Source organism: Photobacterium sp. DNB23_23_1 (genome assembly GCF_052873815.1).
In genome coordinates this window covers 1-18,333 of record NZ_JBNNXT010000032.1, presented here as the reverse complement: position 1 = coordinate 18,333, position 18,333 = coordinate 1, and the positions used below count along the sequence as shown (strand labels likewise).

The following is an 18,333-nucleotide window of genomic DNA, read 5'->3' as shown; positions in this document are numbered from 1 at the left end:
TAAACCTAATGTGGATATAAACAAAAACGGTGGCCTAAGCCACCGTTTTTTTATTGCCTTGTCAGTATTGGTAAGTAACCACTTACAAGGCTGCTGACGTAGTATCAGACCAGCTGAACACAGCAGCTTGCTTGGCTGGCTTAGTTTCAACTGGCGCATCGCTGTTAAGCTGCTCTGTGTCTGAAACATCCACACCCGATGCCTCACCAGCCACCGGATTTACTTGGTCGGCAGGCTGAACAGAAGGCTCACCAGAAGCTGACACATCCGTTGCTCTTATCATGCCTTCTGGCTGAGGGGCCGGTTCATATTGCTCTGTCACCGGCGTAGTCACGGCTGACAAACGGCTATCCTGGCTCAGTTCACGCTGGAACACATCTTCGGTACTAAGCAACTGAACGGTAAATTCAACCCGGTCACCTTGAATACGGTAAGCATTAACCGCAGCAACCGATGTCAGGTTAGTGATCATACGTTCAAGGGTAAAGAAATCTTTCGACGATTGGATATTCTCAACCACCACCGCCAGCTGACCGCTGGTGTCACCGCCAAGCTGCACGGCATATTTGGCAGCAAGAATATCTGCCACGCTATCTATCATCTGAGCGACTGACGTGGCCGTCTCGCCGCTATTGCGGCCTTCTGACGGTGCAACCTTGTTACGACCTAGCTGTTCAACATTTCCAGAATAAAGCTGCCAGTTCAGGGTAACCTGCTCATTGTCCTGCTGACGGGCTCGCACCACCAATACCGCTTGAGGCTGGTAACGCTGGCTTGCTGTCGCTATAGGCTGGACAAATCCCCCCCAGATATCCGGCGTGCTGATAGCCGTTACATCTTCAAAGTCACCGATGGGGATCAATACCGGTACTCCACGGCGATCACCATCATCTTTGATGCGGTTAGCTAAATCGTTACTCGACTGATCCCAGATAATATTACGGCTGCGGTTAGCATCTTCCACCAGCCATACCAAAACACTCGGTCGCAGCTCGCTCCAGAAGGTCGAGTTGGCCTGTGTCAATAAAGTACGGATGCGGCTTCGGTCAAAAGTCAGTAATAGAGTACGCTGACCATCACGGTTGGCATAGCTGAACTGGCTGACATATTGGTTACTGCTTCCCAACGCCTTGGCAACGATTTCGTTTTCTACGATGTTGCTCTGCCCCGATACTTTTATCAGTACCTGTTCCAGAGCCTGCTTCCTGGCTGCTTGCTCGGATTGGCGATCCGTATCAGGCAGGGCCACCTGTGCCTGATAAAGGTTGGTCACCGTGGCAGCCTTCAGCGGAAGAGCCAATAGTGCCAAGAAAAGTAATGCAATACGCAACATAAAGTACTCGTTATCACTAAAGTTAATACCCGATCATAAATTGAACGTATCTCGCGGAGCAACTGCTTCACACACAAAAAATTCATTCAATTGTATTTTTCTGTTCCCAACGCTTTATAAGTCTTTGCCAATAGACACTATTCAACGTCAATGTTCTGCAATTTTTTTATCTTATACATCACAAAATAATGCTGAGATCCCTTTTTGGACTATTTTGCCTATAACCTTTAGGTAAACGGTTGCCTCTGTGCTAACATTCCGCGATTTTTTTTATAGCTAGGGTGGATTTTAACCATGATGCAGATATTACAGGGTGCTCAAATGCTTTTCGTCGCATTTGGCGCATTGGTTCTGGTACCGCTTCTTACCGGACTGGATCCCAACGTTGCCCTCTTCGGTGCCGGTATCGGTACCCTCCTCTTTCAAGTCATCACCAAATGCTCCGTCCCTATCTTCCTCGCCTCCTCTTTTGCTTTTATTGCTCCTATTATGTATGGCGTACAAACTTGGGGGATCCCCGCAACCATGGGTGGCCTGATGATGGCCGGCGTGATTTACGTCTGTATGGGAGCGATTATCAAGGTACGTGGTGTTGCGATTATCCATAAGCTGCTACCACCCGTTGTTGTTGGCCCGGTGATCATGGTTATCGGCCTAGGCTTGGCTCCAGCCGCTGTGAATATGGCGTTGGGTAAAACCGGGGACGGTGCAGTACAGCTCGTTAATGGCGATGCTGCGTTATGGATTTCTGCCATCTCGCTATTGGTCACCATTGCCTTCAGCGTATTTGCTAAGGGCTTTTTCAAGCTTATTCCTATTATGGCGGGTATCGTTACTGGCTATCTGGTCAGCCTAGGCTTTGGCGTTGTTGACTTCACCCCGGTTCAACAGGCTGCTTGGTTAGCACTTCCTAACTTCACCTTCCCGGAATTCAACATCAACGCGGTGTTGTTTATGATCCCAGTGGCCATTGCTCCAGCCGTTGAGCACGTCGGCGATATGTTGGCGATTTCCAACGTAACGGGTAAAGATTACCTGAAAAAACCCGGCCTGCACCGCACCATGGCGGGTGATGGGGTCGCAACCATCGCCGCTTCAATGTTTGGCGCACCACCAAATACCACATACTCTGAAGTCACCGGTGCCGTTATGCTGACCAAGGCATTCAACCCGGTGATCATGACCTACGCTGCCGTTACGGCACTAGTACTGGCCTTTGTTGGTAAGCTGGGCGCCATGCTACAAACCATTCCGGTTCCGGTCATGGGTGGTATTATGATCTTGCTGTTCGGCTCGATTGCCACGGTCGGCCTCAACACCTTGATCAAAAACCAGGTCGACCTGCACAAGGCACGCAACTTGGTGATTGTCGCGGTAACATTGGTGTTTGGTATCGGTGGTATGGCTTTCGGTATCGGTGAATTCAGCCTACAGGGCGTTAGCCTGTGTGGTATCGTGGCTATCTTGCTGAATCTGATCTTGCCTGATGACTTGGGCGAGAGCCATGTGGTCGATAATGCTCAGATGGAAGAGACATCTAGCAAATAGTCAACTTAAGTAGGCCCATAAAAAAAGCCGGATAACTATCCGGCTTTTTGCTTTCATACTCACTCTAGCAGTACAGTTCTTATTTAGTACCGAAGATCTTGTCACCCGCATCGCCTAGGCCCGGTACGATGTAGCCTTTGTCGTTCAGCTTCTCATCGATTGCCGCCGTGTAAAGTTCGACGTCTGGGTGGGCTTTTTCAAGCGCTGCAATACCTTCAGGCGCAGCAACCAATACCAATACCTTGAATTGCTTACAACCTTGCTCTTTCAGCAAATCAAGGGTAGCGATCATCGAGCCGCCAGTTGCCAGCATCGGGTCAACAACAAGCGCAATACGCTCATCAATGTTAGATGCTAGCTTGTTGAAATAAGGAACTGGCTCAAGCGTTTCTTCGTCACGGTAGATACCAACAACACTGATACGTGCACTTGGCATGTGCTCAAGCACGCCGTCCATCATGCCAAGACCAGCACGCAGGATTGGCACGACTGTTACTTTTTTGCCTTTTAGCTGGTCAATTTCAACTGGACCATTCCAGCCGTCAATGGTAACTTTTTCTGTTTCGAAGTCTGAAGTCGCTTCATATGTCAACAAGCTGCCTACTTCCGTCGCTAGCTCACGGAATCGCTTAGTGCTGATGTCACCTTCGCGCATAAGACCAATCTTATGTTTTACTAGTGGGTGTTTAACCTCAACGACTTTCATCTTTGACTCCTAGGCAAATTAAATTCAAAAAATCGCACCATTATACACTAGACCATTTGTGCTCTGGTAGAGGTGGAACGGTTATTTGCTCAGGAAATACTCAGTGACAAATATTGACGCAAACGTTTTCCTTTCCGCCCAGACTGCTGTTATCATACCCCCGCTTTTTTTACTTTAATACGTTGAGGAAACTCCTGTGAGCGGCAATAACTCTTCTCTTAGCTACAAAGATGCTGGTGTTGATATCGATGCAGGTAATGCATTAGTTGATCGTATTAAAGGGGTGGTAAAACGCACCCACCGTCCTGAAGTGATGGGCGGTATTGGCGGTTTTGGCGCACTATGCAGCCTGCCGACCAAGTACAAAGAGCCAGTTTTGGTATCTGGTACAGACGGTGTGGGTACAAAACTGCGCCTGGCGATGGATCTGAACAAGCACGACACGATTGGCATCGATCTAGTTGCGATGTGTGTCAACGATTTAATCGTACAAGGTGGCGAGCCACTGTTCTTCCTGGATTACTACGCAACGGGCAAGCTGGATGTTGATACCGCAGCTGATGTTGTTGCCGGTATTGGTGAAGGTTGTATCCAGTCAGGTTGTGCACTGATCGGTGGTGAAACGGCGGAAATGCCTGGCATGTACCACGGCGAAGACTACGACGTTGCTGGCTTCTGCGTTGGCGTTGTTGAAAAAGCTGACATCATTGATGGCAGCAAAGTAGCAGAAGGCGATGCCCTGATTGCTGTTGCCTCTAGCGGCCCGCACTCAAACGGCTTCTCGCTGATCCGTAAAATCCTTGAGGTTTCAAATGCCGACCTTAATCAGGAAATCGAAGGCAAAGCGCTTTCTGATCACCTGCTAGAGCCAACCAAAATCTACGTGAAATCGACCCTTAAGATGATGGAAAGCTGTGATGTCCATGCTATTTCCCACATCACTGGCGGTGGTTTCTGGGAAAACATCCCGCGCGTTCTGCCACAAGGCACGAAAGCGGTTGTTGACGGTAACAGCTGGCAGTGGCCTGCTGTGTTCAACTGGCTACAAGAAGCCGGTAACGTTGATACCTACGAGATGTACCGTACCTTCAACTGTGGTGTTGGCTTGGTGATTGCCCTGCCAAAAGCACAGGCAGAGCAAGCGATCAGCATCCTCAATGCCGAAGGCGAGCAGGCTTGGCTCCTGGGCCACATTGCCAATGCCAACGAAGGCGAAGAGCAGGTGGAGATCCTGTAAGCGATGAAGAATATCGTTGTTCTTATCTCAGGCAACGGCTCTAACCTTCAAGCGATGATTGATGCCTGCGAGTCAGGCATCATCAAGGACGCCCGCATCAGTGCGGTGCTGTCCAACAAGGCTGACGCTTACGGATTAGAGCGTGCCCGCCAAGCTGGCATTGATGCCCTGCACCTTTGTGCAGCAGACTATGCTGACCGTGCAGCCTTCGACCAGGCCATGGCCGATCGCATCGACAGCTACCAGCCGGATCTGGTGATCCTGGCCGGCTTCATGCGCATCCTCAGCGGTGACTTTGTCCGCCACTACCAAGGGCGGATGCTCAATGTCCACCCGTCCCTGCTGCCGAAGTACACCGGGCTCAATACCCACCAGCGGGCTATCGATGCCGGTGATGAGGAGCATGGTACCAGTGTCCATTTCGTCACTGAAGAGCTTGACGGCGGACCGGTGATCCTCCAGGCCAAGGTACCAATCTTTGCCGGCGATAATGCCGATGACGTGATGGCCCGAGTCCAAGAGCAAGAGCACCGTATCTATCCGATGGTCGCCAACTGGTGCCTGCAAAGCCGTGTTGTGATGACCGGCGGAAAAGCGGTACTTGATGGTTCGCCATTACCTCTGTCCGGCTATGCGACTGATGAGTAAGGCGTGAAGCCCTATCAAAACGTTAAAAAACGCGACCTGAGGTCGCGTTTTTTATTCAGATAAGCATTACAACGTTCGATTGAATACCTGCTCACCAAAATGGAAAACATTGAATTCCCCGACCTCCATTTTGTGCCAATTTTCATCATTGGTCAGAGGCTGAGTTGCAATCACGGTTACCACATCATTAGGTGTCGTTTCCTGCTGAAAATCAATCGTCACATCTTCGTCAATTAATGACGCTTTACCAAATGGGGCGCGACGGGTGATCCAATGCAGGTTGTTAGTACAGTAGGTAAGTACATACTCACCATTACTCAACAACATGTTGTAAACACCAAGCTGGCGTAATGTATCACAGCTTTCCGCCAGTACTCGGCACACCGCATCCAAGTCATCAGGGGTATCAGGGAACTGATCATCAAGTTGTTTGAGCAGCCAGCAAAAAGCGATTTCACTGTCAGTATCACCTACCGCCTTGAATCGGCCGGTATCGAGCTCATCGTAACCCGTCAACTGGCCATTATGGGCAAACGTCCAGTATTGTCCCCACAGTTCGCGGGTAAACGGGTGGGTATTCTCCAAACTCACGCCACCACGGTTTGCCTGCCGGATATGGCTGACTACCGCACAGCTTTTGATCGGGTATTCCTGTACCAACTCTGCAATACGTGATTTGCTGCTCGGGTTCGGATCCTTGAAGGTCCTAAATCCCTTGCCTTCGTAAAAGGTGATCCCCCAGCCATCGCGGTGTGGGCCAGTATTGCCCCCACGCTGCATCAGGCCGGTAAAACTAAAGCATATATCTGTCGGCACATTGGCACTCATGCCAAGTAATTCACACATAGTCCTTTATGCCCTTCCTCTATGTTCCAGTAAAAAACACTGGGTTATTTCGCCATTTCTTTTTCAATCAACATAATCAAAATATGGATAATCTTGATATGCACTTCCTGAATGCGATCAGCATAACCGAAATGCGGTACACGAATTTCCACATCCGCAAGACCCGCCATCTTGCCACCATCTTTACCGGTCAGGGCAATGACTTTCATCCCCTTCGCCTTGGCAGCCTCGATAGCCTTCAAGATATTACCGGAATTGCCTGATGTCGATAAGCCAAACAACACATCACCTTTTGAACCTACCGCTTCAAGGTAGCGGGAAAACACCGACTCATATCCAAAGTCATTGCTGACACAAGACAGATGGCTCGGATCGGAAATCGCAATCCCCGGGTAACCCGGACGGTTTTCACGGTAGCGACCTGTCAACTCTTCAGCAAAATGCATCGCATCACAGTGAGAGCCACCATTACCACAAGACAATACCTTGCCGCCTTGCTTAAACGACTCGGCCAGAAGTTTGGCAGCTGCTTCGATATCAGCAATGTTCTTATCATCATTTAAGAAACGGTTGAGGACTTCTGCCGCTTCCGTCAACTCGGCGCGGATGTTGTCTTGATACATAGGACCTTCTCTGACTTGTCAAAAATTATTATCAACTCGCAGTGTACAAAGAAACGCTTGGAAGTGTCGACTCCTTCGGCTGAACATTGTGAGTCTTTATTGCCAAATGCTCACGTAATGACTCTGCACAGGCATAACAGGCAACATTATCCACCGCCCTGCCAGCAGGCCTGCGACAACATCAGCACGCAACACCGGGAGAGAAAAGCCTTCGCGCCACGCCTGTCTGAGCGCATCAAATAACAACACGGTAAACCCCTTACAAACCAAACGGGAACGACAAAAGCCAAACACAATCGTTATCATTTAGTGAGATCAAGTTAACAAATTGTAAGTAACCATCATCCCGACATAGGGATCCGGCGGGCAATTGTCAGTCGGAGTTAGGGAAAGGCAATAATGAGGGAACGCCACTCTGCACGGCCTCGCTTGCACTACAAAAAATTCACGTAAATGCTGCGTCAATGCCGCATTCGTCGTAATACGTGAACTATATCACGCGTTCTTAATTATGTGACAAATTAACTCAGGCGTTTTTTCCTTCCCACCAATCTCGATCAATCCCTTGTTTTACAACAAGTGACAAGACATGTTTACGTAATCACACGCCATCACAACAGAAATTTATTTTACATTTCATTAAAGATCACATTACACTTAGCTCAAGTGGTTAGACCTCTTACCTTGCATAAATTGTACCTAAAATATAATAAAACAACGCCCAAATAAGGAGATTGAACATGGTTACACTTGTGTACCTACTGGGGCTGGTTGGTATAACCGGTGTGCTCGCTTACCACCGGGCAAACCTACGCACCTTCACCCTCGCCATTGCTGCTACACTGGCTGTGGGCACCCTACTCGATATTACTGGCCAGTTTAGCTGGTTAGCTTTTTTGATCATCGCTTTACCGCTCAATATAACGTCTCTGCGCCGCTCGTTAGTGAGCCGCCGCGCACTGGAAGCGTTCAAGAAAGTCATACCTGAAATGTCACGGACGGAAAAAGAAGCCATTGACGCTGGTACCGTTTGGTGGGAAGCCGACTTGTTCCGTGGTGCTCCCGATTGGAATAAGCTACACGATATTCCTGCCCCGCGCCTGAGCCCCGAAGAGAAAGCGTTCCTTGATGGACCGGTCAATGAAGTCTGCCGAATGGTCAACGACTTCCAGGTCACCCACGAACTGGCTGACCTACCGCCGGATGTATGGCAATACCTCAAAGATCACAAGTTCTTTGCCATGATCATCAAGAAGAAATATGGCGGCCTTGAATTTTCCGCTTATGCCCAGTCTCTGGTACTACAAAAGTTAACTGGCGTATCTGCCGTGCTTTCCTCGACTGTCGGGGTACCGAATTCACTCGGTCCCGGTGAGCTACTGCAGCATTACGGTACCCAAGATCAAAAAGACCATTACCTGCCTCGACTTGCCGAAGGTAAGGAGATCCCTTGTTTTGCTTTGACCAGTCCAGAAGCGGGGTCTGACGCCGGCTCTATCCCGGACTTCGGGATCGTCAAAAAAGGCTATTGGCAGGGAGAAGAAGTGCTCGGGATGGAGCTGACCTGGAACAAACGCTATATCACCTTGGCACCAATTGCCACTGTACTTGGCTTGGCTTTCAAGCTGTTTGACCCGGACCACCTCTTGGGTGATGAAGAAGAGCTAGGAATTACCTGCGCCCTGATCCCAACCGACATTGATGGTGTCAACATCGGCCGCCGTCACTTCCCTCTCAATGTCCCGTTCCAAAATGGTCCAACCCAAGGTGACAAAGTCTTTGTCCCTATCGAATTTATTATTGGCGGTCAGGAAATGGCAGGTCAAGGCTGGCGTATGCTGGTTGAGTGTCTATCGGTCGGCCGTGGGATCACCTTGCCGTCCAACTCAACTGGCGGGCTGAAGTCTGCGGCGATGGCCACTGGTGCCTATGCCCGTATCCGCCGCCAGTTCAAACTACCAATCGGCAAGATGGAAGGGATCGAGGAGCCATTGGCTCGCATTACTGGCAATGCCTATGTCATGGATGCGGCCAGTAATCTGACCGTGGCCGGTATTGATCTCGGCGAGAAACCCTCGGTTATTTCAGCGATTGTAAAATACCACTGTACCCACCGTGGCCAACGCAGTGTTATTGACGCGATGGACATTGTCGGAGGGAAAGGGATCTGTATGGGTCCAAGCAACTTCTTGGCTCGAGGCTACCAAGGGGCGCCAATAGCCGTCACCGTAGAAGGGGCGAATATCCTGACCCGATCGATGATCATCTTTGGTCAGGGGGCGATCCGCTGCCACCCGTATGTCCTTAACGAAATAAACGCCGCCTACAACGAAGATACCGAAAAAGCACTGCGTGAATTTGATCAATCCTTGTTCGGTCATGTCGGGTTTGTGATCAGCAATATGGTGCGTTCATTCTGGTTCGGCCTGACTGATGGCCGTGGCTCTTCTGCTCCGAGAAAAGATCCAACGGCTCGCTACTACCAACAACTGAACCGCTACAGTGCCAACTTGGCTTTACTTGCTGACATATCAATGGCAGTACTGGGTGGGTCTCTCAAGCGTAAAGAACGCCTGTCAGCTCGACTGGGTGATGTGCTGAGTCAACTCTACCTTGCCTCTGCGACACTCAAACGTTATACGGACGAAGGGGCAAAGGCTGAAGATCTCCCCTTAGTTCACTGGGGCCTACAAGATGCGCTCTACCAGACTCAGGAAGCATTGGACGAGTTTCTGCGCAACTTCCCGAATCGCCCAATTGCAGCCGTGCTACGCACCATGGTGTTCCCTTTAGGGCTAGGCCGTGTACGTCCATCGGATAGGCTGGATCATAAAGTCGCACGAATCATCCAGACCCCAAGCGAAACCCGTAGCCGTATTGGCCGCAACCAATATTTGGAAGCAACAGCCAACAATGCGGTCGGTATGATTGAAGCAACGCTGAATGATATCCTTGCTGCTGAGCCGATCTACGATCGCGTCTGTAAAGCAGCCGGTAAGCGCATGCCGTTCATGCAATTGGATAAAGTGGCAGAAAAAGGGCTTGAGCTTAATGTGATAAACCCGGAAGAAGCCGAGCTACTATGCCGGGCGGAAGAAGGCCGACTACGCACTATCAATGTCGATGACTTCGACTCGCAAGAGCTGGCGGCCAAGCCCTACCAGCCGACACCAAAGGTAATAGCGGCTTAAATTAACCACAGCGCAACACGACAAAGGGGAGCCTATCTGGCTTCCCTTTTTGTTATCTGCTCAGAATAAAAATTGATATATGGCTATCTCAGAGATGCTTACTTGTCTTTAGCTACTTGGGTTAACTGCTTGGCACACTGATTTCGGCGCTTTCCATCGCCTTCTTCACTTTACGCTTACGCCACAGCACCGCTACCACAACGATAAGAACTATTACCAGTACATTGGCCAGGGCAATAATTTTCATGGCCCTGGCACGGGCAGCTTGTCGCTCCACATCTAGTCTCGCGAATTCAATCTGCCGTTCCTTGGCTTCTTGCTGCTCGCGAAAAGTCGCAAGATTCCGGTCAAGCTGTAGCTCAGCTTGAATGGCAAAATGGCTTTCAGGAATTTGAAAAATAAGCTCGCGATTACTGAAATTATCGGTGGCATAAATCCAACCAGACCATGTGTATCGTCCGGGCAGCTCACCATTTGACAGCCACACCGTCAAGGTTTCTTCATCCGGCAAGGCAGCCTGCTGGCTGATACTGGTCTCTCCTTCAAAACTCACTTGCTCAATATGAGCAGCCAATGAGCCTGTTTTCAATGTGCCTTCCTCACCAGCAACGACCACTTGATGATCTTCCGTTTGGCCTCGACCTTGAATAAAACTCGCGTTGATCGGGGGTGGATAAACCAACACTTCCTGCTCGACCGTACGAAGAAAAATACCATTTCCAGAGCTAATCTTAACCGTGTACTTACCCGGCTGGAGCTCTATCGGCAGGGCAACAGTAAACTCCCCATCACCAGCAACCTCATCGAACCCGTACCCATCATCGGCAAAGGTCCCCATTGGTATAGGCATAGGTAACGCTTCTTTCGGAAGGTCATCAGGGTTTTCGATATATTCGTAGAACACCACTGACAAGTTCACGCGATCAAGAAAATCACGCAAGGCCAGCGGCTGACCTGCTTGGGTCAAGCGAGCGGTAAATTTGATGGTTTCCGATTGATAGAGCCTGGCGGGCAGGTTATCAACATCGAGCTTTAAATCAGACAGGACGGTAATATGGTTTTTCGGGCTAACCTTTCCCACTGCTTGCCATGGGCCTGGCATAGGGTTTTCAATAGAAATGATATCCATCCCCGCCTCTTCGTACCAAGAGACGCTCTCAGGATGGCGCCAGGCATAATATTTGTGGCCGTCTGGGCGAACCAAGACCACCGAATTACTTTTCTGATCGCGCGTGACCATAAAAGAGACTTGCTGCACCGTCGGGTCAACCCGGAAGCGATTATCCAGCCATGACATTACCGTGCTGTCGTCAGCCCATGATAATAGTGGCCATAACAACAGCTGCGGCCAAACTAGCATTAGCAACCATAATCGCTTCATCATACCCTTACTGACGCCACATAACGTCGCCCTTCTTGTCGATAATATCCAAACGCGCTTCATGCGCTTGTATTTCATCGGCAGAAGCCCGGATAACCTTTAGTGCTTTTCGCCCAGAAGCTAACCGACGGATTGCATTTTCTGCACCAACATCACTATCTTCACTGCCGCTGCTTAGGGCCAAGGACGTCTGGCCACCGGTCATCATCAGATAAACATCGGCCAGGATCTCGGCATCGAGCAATGCCCCGTGGAGCGTTCGGTGCGAGTTATCGATACCATAACGGGAACAGAGCACATCAAGGTTATTACGTTTACCCGGGAATAACCGCTTGGCCATCGCAAGGGTATCGGTCACCTTACAAAAATCTTCTGTCTTGCCGATTGAAGGATCGAGCTTCCTAAGCTCGTAATCCATAAAGCCGGTATCGAACGACGCGTTGTGCGCGACCAGCTCGGCCCCACGGATGAAATCCATGAACTCCTGATGGATTTCACCGTAAGTCGGCTTATCAACCAAGAATTCATCGGTAATACCGTGGACATCAATCGCCTCGGCATCGATTTCGCGATCCGGCTTGATATATACATGGAAAGTATTGCCCGTTAACTTACGGTTAATAATTTCCACAGCACCGATCTCGACAATACAGTGCCCTTCATAGTGAGGGCCGGTCATATTCATACCCGTTGTTTCAGTATCGAATACGATTATGCGTTCATTTGTGGCTTTCATAGATACGATTGTGTCAGACTCAAGTTTTAACTAAGACGAATACTACCAAATATGACGAAGCAGGTAGAAATTTTCACGGACGGTTCTTGCCTCGGTAACCCGGGGCCGGGCGGCTATGGTACCGTGTTACGTTATAAACAGCATGAAAAAGAACTCAACGGCGGCTTTTTCATGACAACCAACAACCGCATGGAGCTTCTGGCCGCGATTGTCGGTTTGGCGAGCCTGAAAGAACCCTGCCAGGTCGATCTCACCACCGATAGCCAGTATGTCCGCCAGGGGATCACTCAATGGATCCATAACTGGAAAAAGCGCGGCTGGAAAACTGCCGATAAAAAACCGGTTAAAAACGCTGACTTATGGCAACGGCTCGACAATGAAACCCAGCGTCATCAAGTCAGGTGGCACTGGGTAAAAGGCCATGCAGGCCATCCTGAAAACGAACGCTGCGATGAGCTGGCTCGTGCCGCGGCAGAATCACCAACCCAAGATGATACCGGCTATCAGGCCAGTTAGTATCTAAGCCTAGCATTTCTGCTTACGGGAAGCCTTGGTGCGGCAGTTCACTCCCAGCGGTGTCAGCTGTCGCCTGAGTTTCCAGGTTGGCTTTATCGGCTTTAGCGGGACAGTGCGCTTTCTCGCCACAATCAAGTACATGCTGCCGACAGACGATAAGCTGTCCGACACCATTCCCTCGACCCAAGCCGAACAAGCTTGGTGACGCGTCGCAGGCAGTATCGCAAAATTTTCGTGAAACACCACTTCGTAGTTAAGCACCCCGAGCCAGTCTTTTATCCGCATAGGCATGAACATCCGCCCTTTCCACGGAAAGCGCTTACGGTTCCACGGCAAGAGCCCTCGTACCCCCAAGGCACTGACCGGATTATTGCCACTGATAAGAATATAACCATCATCGACAATCACCCGGTCAACCTCGCGCAGCAACCGGTGGGGATCACTGCAGTAGTCCAACTGATGGGTAATAACACAGGCATCGAACGCCTTTTCGACAAACGGCAAAGCAAAAGGATCAGCAACTACGTTATGCAGAGGGTTGAACTTATCAATGCAAATCTGATGCTGGATGTTACAATGGCCACTGGCCAATTCGCAGCTTAGCCCACCCAGCTTTAGCATATGGTAGCCAAACAGTTTGGGCCACCACTCATCAAGCTGGGCCTGTAATAGCTCTGCTGCCCACTCACCGTTGACAACTTGTGACCAGGTATGTGGTGGTTCGATATGTTTTAATATGCGGGCTGGCTTCATAGCAATTCCAAACTAAGTCGATGCTCAATAGCAAAAAAGCCGGAGAAACAAAGATGCTGACCATTAAAAGCATACCTGCATTCAATGACAATTACATCTGGCTGATTCACAGTCCGGATAACCATTGCGTCGTGGTGGATCCCGGCGATGCCACTCCAGTCCTGGCATTCCTCGAAAAGGAAGAGCTTGAACTAGACGCCATCCTGATCACCCACCATCACAATGACCATATAGGCGGGATCAGCGAACTCAAGCGCCGCTACCCGAATATCCATATTGTCGCCCCTTCTGCCGAACCAATCCCGGGCGTGTCACAGTCGGTCGATGACGGCGACCAAGTTGAAATTTTTGGTGAGCGCTTCATGGTCCTTGGTGTGCCGGGACATACTGCAGGCCATGTTGCCTATGTCGGGGACGGCAAGCTATTCTGTGGCGATACCTTGTTTTCTGCTGGTTGTGGCCGCTTATTCGAAGGCACCGCCGGACAAATGTATGCCTCGCTGCAAAAGCTCAGTGCCCTACCCGATGAAACTGAAGTCTACTGTGCCCATGAATATACCAGCAGCAATCTGGCCTTTGCCCTTGTTGCCGAACAAGACAACCCACACCTTCAGCGTTACCGTGAAGAGGTCGGCCGAATGAGAGCACAAGGGATTAGCACCATTCCTAGCACTTTGAAACAAGAAAAATTGATCAATCCATTCCTGCGCTGCGACCAGCCAAGCATTAAAAAATCAGTTGCAAATAAAGCAGTTAACGATAGCGATGTCGAAACCTTTGCAGCACTGCGCCGTTGGAAAGACGAATTTTGACCTGTGTCACTTGTCACTAAGGTGGTTGGACAAGTATCATCTCCAACTATTTTGGCTATAGGCTGGACACATGAAATCCCGATTTTTTTTGGCGAGTGCGCTACTTCTGGCTGGTTGCCAAATTACAAAAACGACAAATACAGTAGAAGAAGAACAAACAAACACAACAAATAATAACCCTGCGGCCCAAGTTGCTCCGACAACAACCACTAAAACACCAACACCTGAGCCGCAGGTGGTTATTCCTAAGAAAGTTCCTACCCCTCAGGAACAGCAGGATGTGTGGCAACGCATCAGCATGCAGCTGAAGACGGATATCCCCAATGACCAACGCGTCATTCACTACCGTGACTGGTACCTCCGTCACCCAAGCCACCTCAATACCGTCGCCCAACGAGCCGAACCTTTCCTCTATATGATCACCGAGGAAATCGAAAAGCGCGATCTGCCACTGGAACTTGCTTTGCTTCCGGTCGTTGAAAGCTCTTTCGACCAATTTGCCTATTCACACGGCCGTGCGGCAGGTCTTTGGCAGATCACCGCGCCAACTGGCCGCAGTTTCGGCCTTGAGCAAAACTGGTGGTATGACGGTCGCCGTGACGTAGTAGAATCTACCCGCGCAGCGCTGGACTTACTTGAATACCTCAACCGTAAATTTGATGGTAACTGGCTCCACGCCCTTGCGGCCTACAACACCGGTGAAGGCAGAGTATTCCGTGCAATCAGAAATAACAAAGCGGCTGGCAAACCGACCGACTTCTGGTCGCTGGACCTACCTCGAGAGACCAGTGACTACGTACCTAAGTTACTCGCAGTTTCCGACGTGATTCAAAACCGTGATAAATATGGGATCAGTATTCCTGCTATCGACAATGAACCAGCTGTAAAACTTGTTAAGCCAAAGACCCAGATGGATTTGGCGATGGCCGCCAAATTCGCCAATGTTTCACTGGATGAACTGCAGCGCCTGAACCCGGGCTACAACCGCTGGGCAACCGCACCGGAAGGTCCAAGCCACCTACTGCTACCGATCAGTAAAGTCGACAAATTCAACAACGCCTTTGATGAAAATGGCCGCCGTGGCATGAAAGTGATCCGCTACGAGGTTAAACCTGGCGATACCCTGAGTGTACTTGCCCATAAGCATAAAACAACAACCAAGCAGATCCAGCGTGCCAACAACATGAACGGTACCAGTATTCGTGTCGGTCGCCATATTCTGATCCCCGTCGCGATGCAGGACGGGGAGACTGTTGCTGCCCGTATGGCCAACAACACCCAGCAAAGCCATGGCAGCGGTTATCGTACAACGTATACTGTCCAGTCCGGCGATAGCTTATGGACCATTGCCCGCAAACAAAAAGTCTCAATCGACGAAATCACCAAATGGAATGGGATCAATAAAAACTCTCCCCTTCGCGTTGGCCAGAAACTGACCCTATGGAAGTCAAGTGAGACTGGTGGGGTGATCCGTACGGTTTTCTACAAGGTTCGCTCTGGGGACAACCTGAGTTCTATTGCCCAGCGTTACAAGGTAAAAGTAGCCGATGTGGTAAAATGGAACCAAATCAGTAGCCAGAAGTACCTCAAGCCGGGACAGCAATTAAAACTTTATGTTGATGTTACCAAGGTAAGTGTATGACACCTTCCAAAAACCCGTTTATTGCGGTTCTCGATACCTTTCGTTCACCGATCGACTGCTTTGCAGCCGTTCACGAACGCCCCAAATGGGCGTTCTTGCCGTACTTGATAATCATTATCGGCCCGTTCTTCTTTTGGGGGGGATACTTCAATCATGTCGATATGAACTGGTTGCAGCAAACGCTGATGATGCAGCTGCCTAATGTGGAGCAGCAAGTACAAGAGGCCTGGCTAACCAAGGAAGTCTTGTTAGCCGGTGAGGTATTCAGTGATTTCTTCGGCCGGACAGCCGCTATTTTTGTTTTGGCGCTTTGGCTTAACCTGTCCACCAAGAGCAGTAAATATAAGCACAATTTCGGCAAGTGGCTTGCTGCGGCGTGCTTTATCATGCTGCCAGCGGTTATCGGTGACTTTGCTAGCTATCTGAATGCCGTATTCAACACCGGTAACTTCTTGCCTAATGCGGCTGATCTAAACAGCCTCAATGGCTTCCTGAAGCTACCGTTGAATCATCCTTGGTCTGCCTTTGCGACCACAGCGCCACTGCTGGCACCGTGGTATATCGCCCTGAGCTATGCCGCCGTCGCTGCTTGGACAGACTATGATAGAGCCAAATGTATCATCGTCGCAGCCTTACCTTGGCTGATGACCCTGATCGTCTGGCCAATCATGATTATTGCAGCCTAAAGTTGGCAATGATCGGGTTATGATCGGAGGCATCGGTTGTCGGTGCCTCCGCGCTTACCAGCGCTAACCCGCGGTAATAGACATGATCGAGCGGCTTGCCAAACACCTTTACCCGCTGATCACGACGCAATACGGCATCCTCCAAACCAAGACTACGGGCAAAATCATCTACCACATCCAATCTCGCCTGACGCCAAGTATTGAAATCGCCGGCCAGAATCACTGGGCCGATATGCTTGTCCAATACCCGTTTCAGAGTACGGAACTGCTCTTTGTACTCTTCCAGCCCCAGAGCAAAGTTCACCCCGTGCAGGTTAACTACCGCCAGTGTTTGGCCATTCGAAAGGTTGAACTCGGACAACAAAGCGGACTTTGGCAAGCGCAACCAAGGCTCCATTGCCAGATAGGCGCAGGTAGTCTTGGCATTAACCGAAGACAAATTCATCACCCCTGCCGGCGTGTTAAGGAATTTGAAGGCATTGGCCATTCTTACCTTCCACTGAGTATCATCTAAATACTCTTTCAGCTCCGTGGTCAGGCTAGCCTCTTGCAATAAAACCAACCCGCTACCTTGGCTGAACCTCTCAAGCTCTGATCGCCAGTTTTCTTTTTGTTGCTTGTAGATGTTCCAGACTGAAACCGAAAAATTACCGTCTTGATCCAGCGGCAGTGCAACATCGCTTTTTATACAGTTGAACGAGAACTGCGGTGCCAACACATTGGCACTAACTTCAGGCACTTCAGACACTTCAAACGACCAGTTCAGGGCCCCTGTACTGATCCCCAGCGCTCCTGCGACAACCCCCAATCCTGCTACAACCTTGGTATAACGCGACATCAAACTTACCTAACTGACAACAATTACTAACGAGATACGATATGAAGGAAAGCGGCCTTTCGGCCGCTTTGAGTATTAGTAATGACTACCATTGTCATAATATGCTGACGCTGTCAGCGCAGTGAAAATCACTGCAACATCCTGTTCTGGTTCTTCAAATTCAGCGCGGACTGCCTCGGTGATCAACTGAGCGACTTGATCCTGAACCTCTTGGCCACGATCAAACCACAGCACTTCCACAAATGGGTAAGCATCCGACACCTCACCGTCAAAAATAAAAGTGGTTGAAACATGCTCGAGAGTAAAATCCTCTCGCGGACAAGCCATTAACGGCTCCAAATCATCAACCAATTTGGTCGACAACGCCTTCACATGATCAAATTCAACAGCTCGAAAACGCAGGTGCGGCATGGTGACTCCGATTTTACTCAACCTGAAAAAGCCACAAGATACCATCTAACACATCTTTTTCGCAGCTATTTTTGTCAATTTAGAGTCAATCCTACCCCGTTACCCTACCTAATCAGGGTGTTTAACATTGCAAACCAAGGGGGTATTTTTCTACATAAGAATAAAATAAAACATCGTTTAGTTAATAAGAGTAGCTACCTATGTTCAAGAAAATACTCCCCCTGTTGGCACTCAGCCTAATCATTACTACGCCAATCCATGCGGTAAGCAATGTGATTAATCAGTGCAGCAGTGATCATGATGATATGTTTTGCCGCCCCGAAGCCGTTAGCTGCAAGACTTACTGATGATACCAATCTGGATAAGTAGTTGATCAAGTATTTGCACTGGAAAAATCGTTGTTATCAAGGCAGATATTGCAGTAAC

At 49.7% G+C, this 18,333-nt stretch carries 17 protein-coding genes; 8 read left to right on the top strand and 9 right to left on the bottom strand.

Features of this window, described 5'->3' with window-relative positions; genetic code table 11:
• Window positions 1–82: 82 nt before the first annotated feature.
• On the bottom strand, window positions 83–1,333 hold the full coding sequence (locus ACVA53_RS17885) for a DUF2066 domain-containing protein (RefSeq protein ID WP_255043494.1): 1,251 nt from the start codon (window positions 1,331–1,333) through the stop codon (window positions 83–85).
• A 294-nt stretch (window positions 1,334–1,627) separates the two neighbouring features.
• On the opposite strand from ACVA53_RS17885, the gene ACVA53_RS17880 reads away from it, so the two are divergent.
• Window positions 1,628–2,881, top strand: coding sequence for a uracil-xanthine permease family protein (locus ACVA53_RS17880; RefSeq protein ID WP_446505840.1), 1,254 nt, complete (start codon window positions 1,628–1,630; stop codon window positions 2,879–2,881).
• Window positions 2,882–2,960: 79 nt separating this feature from the next.
• Here the strand turns inward: ACVA53_RS17880 and upp are convergent, their stop codons facing one another.
• The gene (gene upp, locus ACVA53_RS17875; protein WP_107350335.1) at window positions 2,961–3,587 is read right to left on the bottom strand and encodes a uracil phosphoribosyltransferase; all 627 of its coding nucleotides are present in this window, start codon (window positions 3,585–3,587) and stop codon (window positions 2,961–2,963) included.
• Between the two features lie 196 nt (window positions 3,588–3,783).
• Here upp and purM point away from each other — a divergent pair, with 196 nt between their 5' ends.
• Both purM and purN read left to right on the top strand, forming a co-directional pair.
• Window positions 3,784–4,824 carry a phosphoribosylformylglycinamidine cyclo-ligase gene (gene purM / locus ACVA53_RS17870; protein WP_255043491.1) on the top strand — a complete coding sequence of 347 codons (1,041 nt, stop codon included), beginning with the start codon at window positions 3,784–3,786 and terminating at the stop codon, window positions 4,822–4,824.
• A 3-nt stretch (window positions 4,825–4,827) separates the two neighbouring features.
• Window positions 4,828–5,472, top strand: coding sequence for a phosphoribosylglycinamide formyltransferase (purN, locus tag ACVA53_RS17865; RefSeq protein ID WP_255043490.1), 645 nt, complete (start codon window positions 4,828–4,830; stop codon window positions 5,470–5,472).
• A gap of 66 nt (window positions 5,473–5,538) precedes the next feature.
• Here the strand turns inward: purN and ACVA53_RS17860 are convergent, their stop codons facing one another.
• Both ACVA53_RS17860 and lpcA read right to left on the bottom strand, forming a co-directional pair.
• Complete coding sequence (locus ACVA53_RS17860) at window positions 5,539–6,318, bottom strand: class II glutamine amidotransferase (protein ID WP_255043489.1); 780 nt, start codon at window positions 6,316–6,318, stop codon at window positions 5,539–5,541.
• A gap of 44 nt (window positions 6,319–6,362) precedes the next feature.
• On the bottom strand, window positions 6,363–6,941 hold the full coding sequence (gene lpcA, locus ACVA53_RS17855; RefSeq protein WP_255043488.1) for a D-sedoheptulose 7-phosphate isomerase: 579 nt from the start codon (window positions 6,939–6,941) through the stop codon (window positions 6,363–6,365).
• A gap of 740 nt (window positions 6,942–7,681) precedes the next feature.
• On the opposite strand from lpcA, the gene fadE reads away from it, so the two are divergent.
• Window positions 7,682–10,132 carry an acyl-CoA dehydrogenase FadE gene (gene fadE / locus ACVA53_RS17850; RefSeq protein ID WP_446505839.1) on the top strand — a complete coding sequence of 817 codons (2,451 nt, stop codon included), beginning with the start codon at window positions 7,682–7,684 and terminating at the stop codon, window positions 10,130–10,132.
• A 121-nt stretch (window positions 10,133–10,253) separates the two neighbouring features.
• Here the strand turns inward: fadE and ACVA53_RS17845 are convergent, their stop codons facing one another.
• Together ACVA53_RS17845 and dnaQ are read right to left on the bottom strand one after the other, a co-directional pair.
• The gene (locus ACVA53_RS17845; protein WP_446505838.1) at window positions 10,254–11,516 is read right to left on the bottom strand and encodes a TIGR03503 family protein; all 1,263 of its coding nucleotides are present in this window, start codon (window positions 11,514–11,516) and stop codon (window positions 10,254–10,256) included.
• A gap of 4 nt (window positions 11,517–11,520) precedes the next feature.
• On the bottom strand, window positions 11,521–12,249 hold the full coding sequence (gene dnaQ / locus ACVA53_RS17840; RefSeq protein WP_446505837.1) for a DNA polymerase III subunit epsilon: 729 nt from the start codon (window positions 12,247–12,249) through the stop codon (window positions 11,521–11,523).
• 51 nt (window positions 12,250–12,300) lie between these two features.
• Between dnaQ and rnhA the strand changes: the two genes are divergently transcribed.
• Window positions 12,301–12,765 (top strand): ribonuclease HI, encoded by a 465-nt coding sequence (rnhA, locus tag ACVA53_RS17835; protein ID WP_255043483.1) that lies wholly within the window; start codon window positions 12,301–12,303, stop codon window positions 12,763–12,765.
• Between the two features lie 9 nt (window positions 12,766–12,774).
• On the opposite strand, the gene ACVA53_RS17830 is transcribed toward rnhA, so the two are convergent.
• A complete protein-coding gene (locus tag ACVA53_RS17830) occupies window positions 12,775–13,518 on the bottom strand; it encodes a methyltransferase domain-containing protein (RefSeq protein WP_255043482.1) in 744 nt (247 codons plus the stop codon).
• Between the two features lie 53 nt (window positions 13,519–13,571).
• Between ACVA53_RS17830 and gloB the strand changes: the two genes are divergently transcribed.
• From gloB to ACVA53_RS17815, 3 genes are all read left to right on the top strand, one after another.
• Window positions 13,572–14,330, top strand: coding sequence for a hydroxyacylglutathione hydrolase (gloB, locus tag ACVA53_RS17825; RefSeq protein WP_255043481.1), 759 nt, complete (start codon window positions 13,572–13,574; stop codon window positions 14,328–14,330).
• 70 nt (window positions 14,331–14,400) lie between these two features.
• Window positions 14,401–15,972 carry a LysM peptidoglycan-binding domain-containing protein gene (locus tag ACVA53_RS17820; protein ID WP_446505836.1) on the top strand — a complete coding sequence of 524 codons (1,572 nt, stop codon included), beginning with the start codon at window positions 14,401–14,403 and terminating at the stop codon, window positions 15,970–15,972.
• The gene (locus ACVA53_RS17815; protein WP_255043479.1) at window positions 15,969–16,658 is read left to right on the top strand and encodes a Yip1 family protein; all 690 of its coding nucleotides are present in this window, start codon (window positions 15,969–15,971) and stop codon (window positions 16,656–16,658) included. Before ACVA53_RS17820 ends, ACVA53_RS17815 begins: the two co-directional genes overlap by 4 nt.
• Here the strand turns inward: ACVA53_RS17815 and ACVA53_RS17810 are convergent.
• Together ACVA53_RS17810 and ACVA53_RS17805 are read right to left on the bottom strand one after the other, a co-directional pair.
• On the bottom strand, window positions 16,645–17,496 hold the full coding sequence (locus ACVA53_RS17810) for an endonuclease/exonuclease/phosphatase family protein (protein WP_255043478.1): 852 nt from the start codon (window positions 17,494–17,496) through the stop codon (window positions 16,645–16,647). The genes ACVA53_RS17815 and ACVA53_RS17810 overlap by 14 nt on opposite strands.
• 75 nt (window positions 17,497–17,571) lie before the next feature.
• Window positions 17,572–17,907, bottom strand: coding sequence for a DUF1904 domain-containing protein (locus ACVA53_RS17805; RefSeq protein WP_446505835.1), 336 nt, complete (start codon window positions 17,905–17,907; stop codon window positions 17,572–17,574).
• Window positions 17,908–18,333 lie beyond the last annotated feature (426 nt).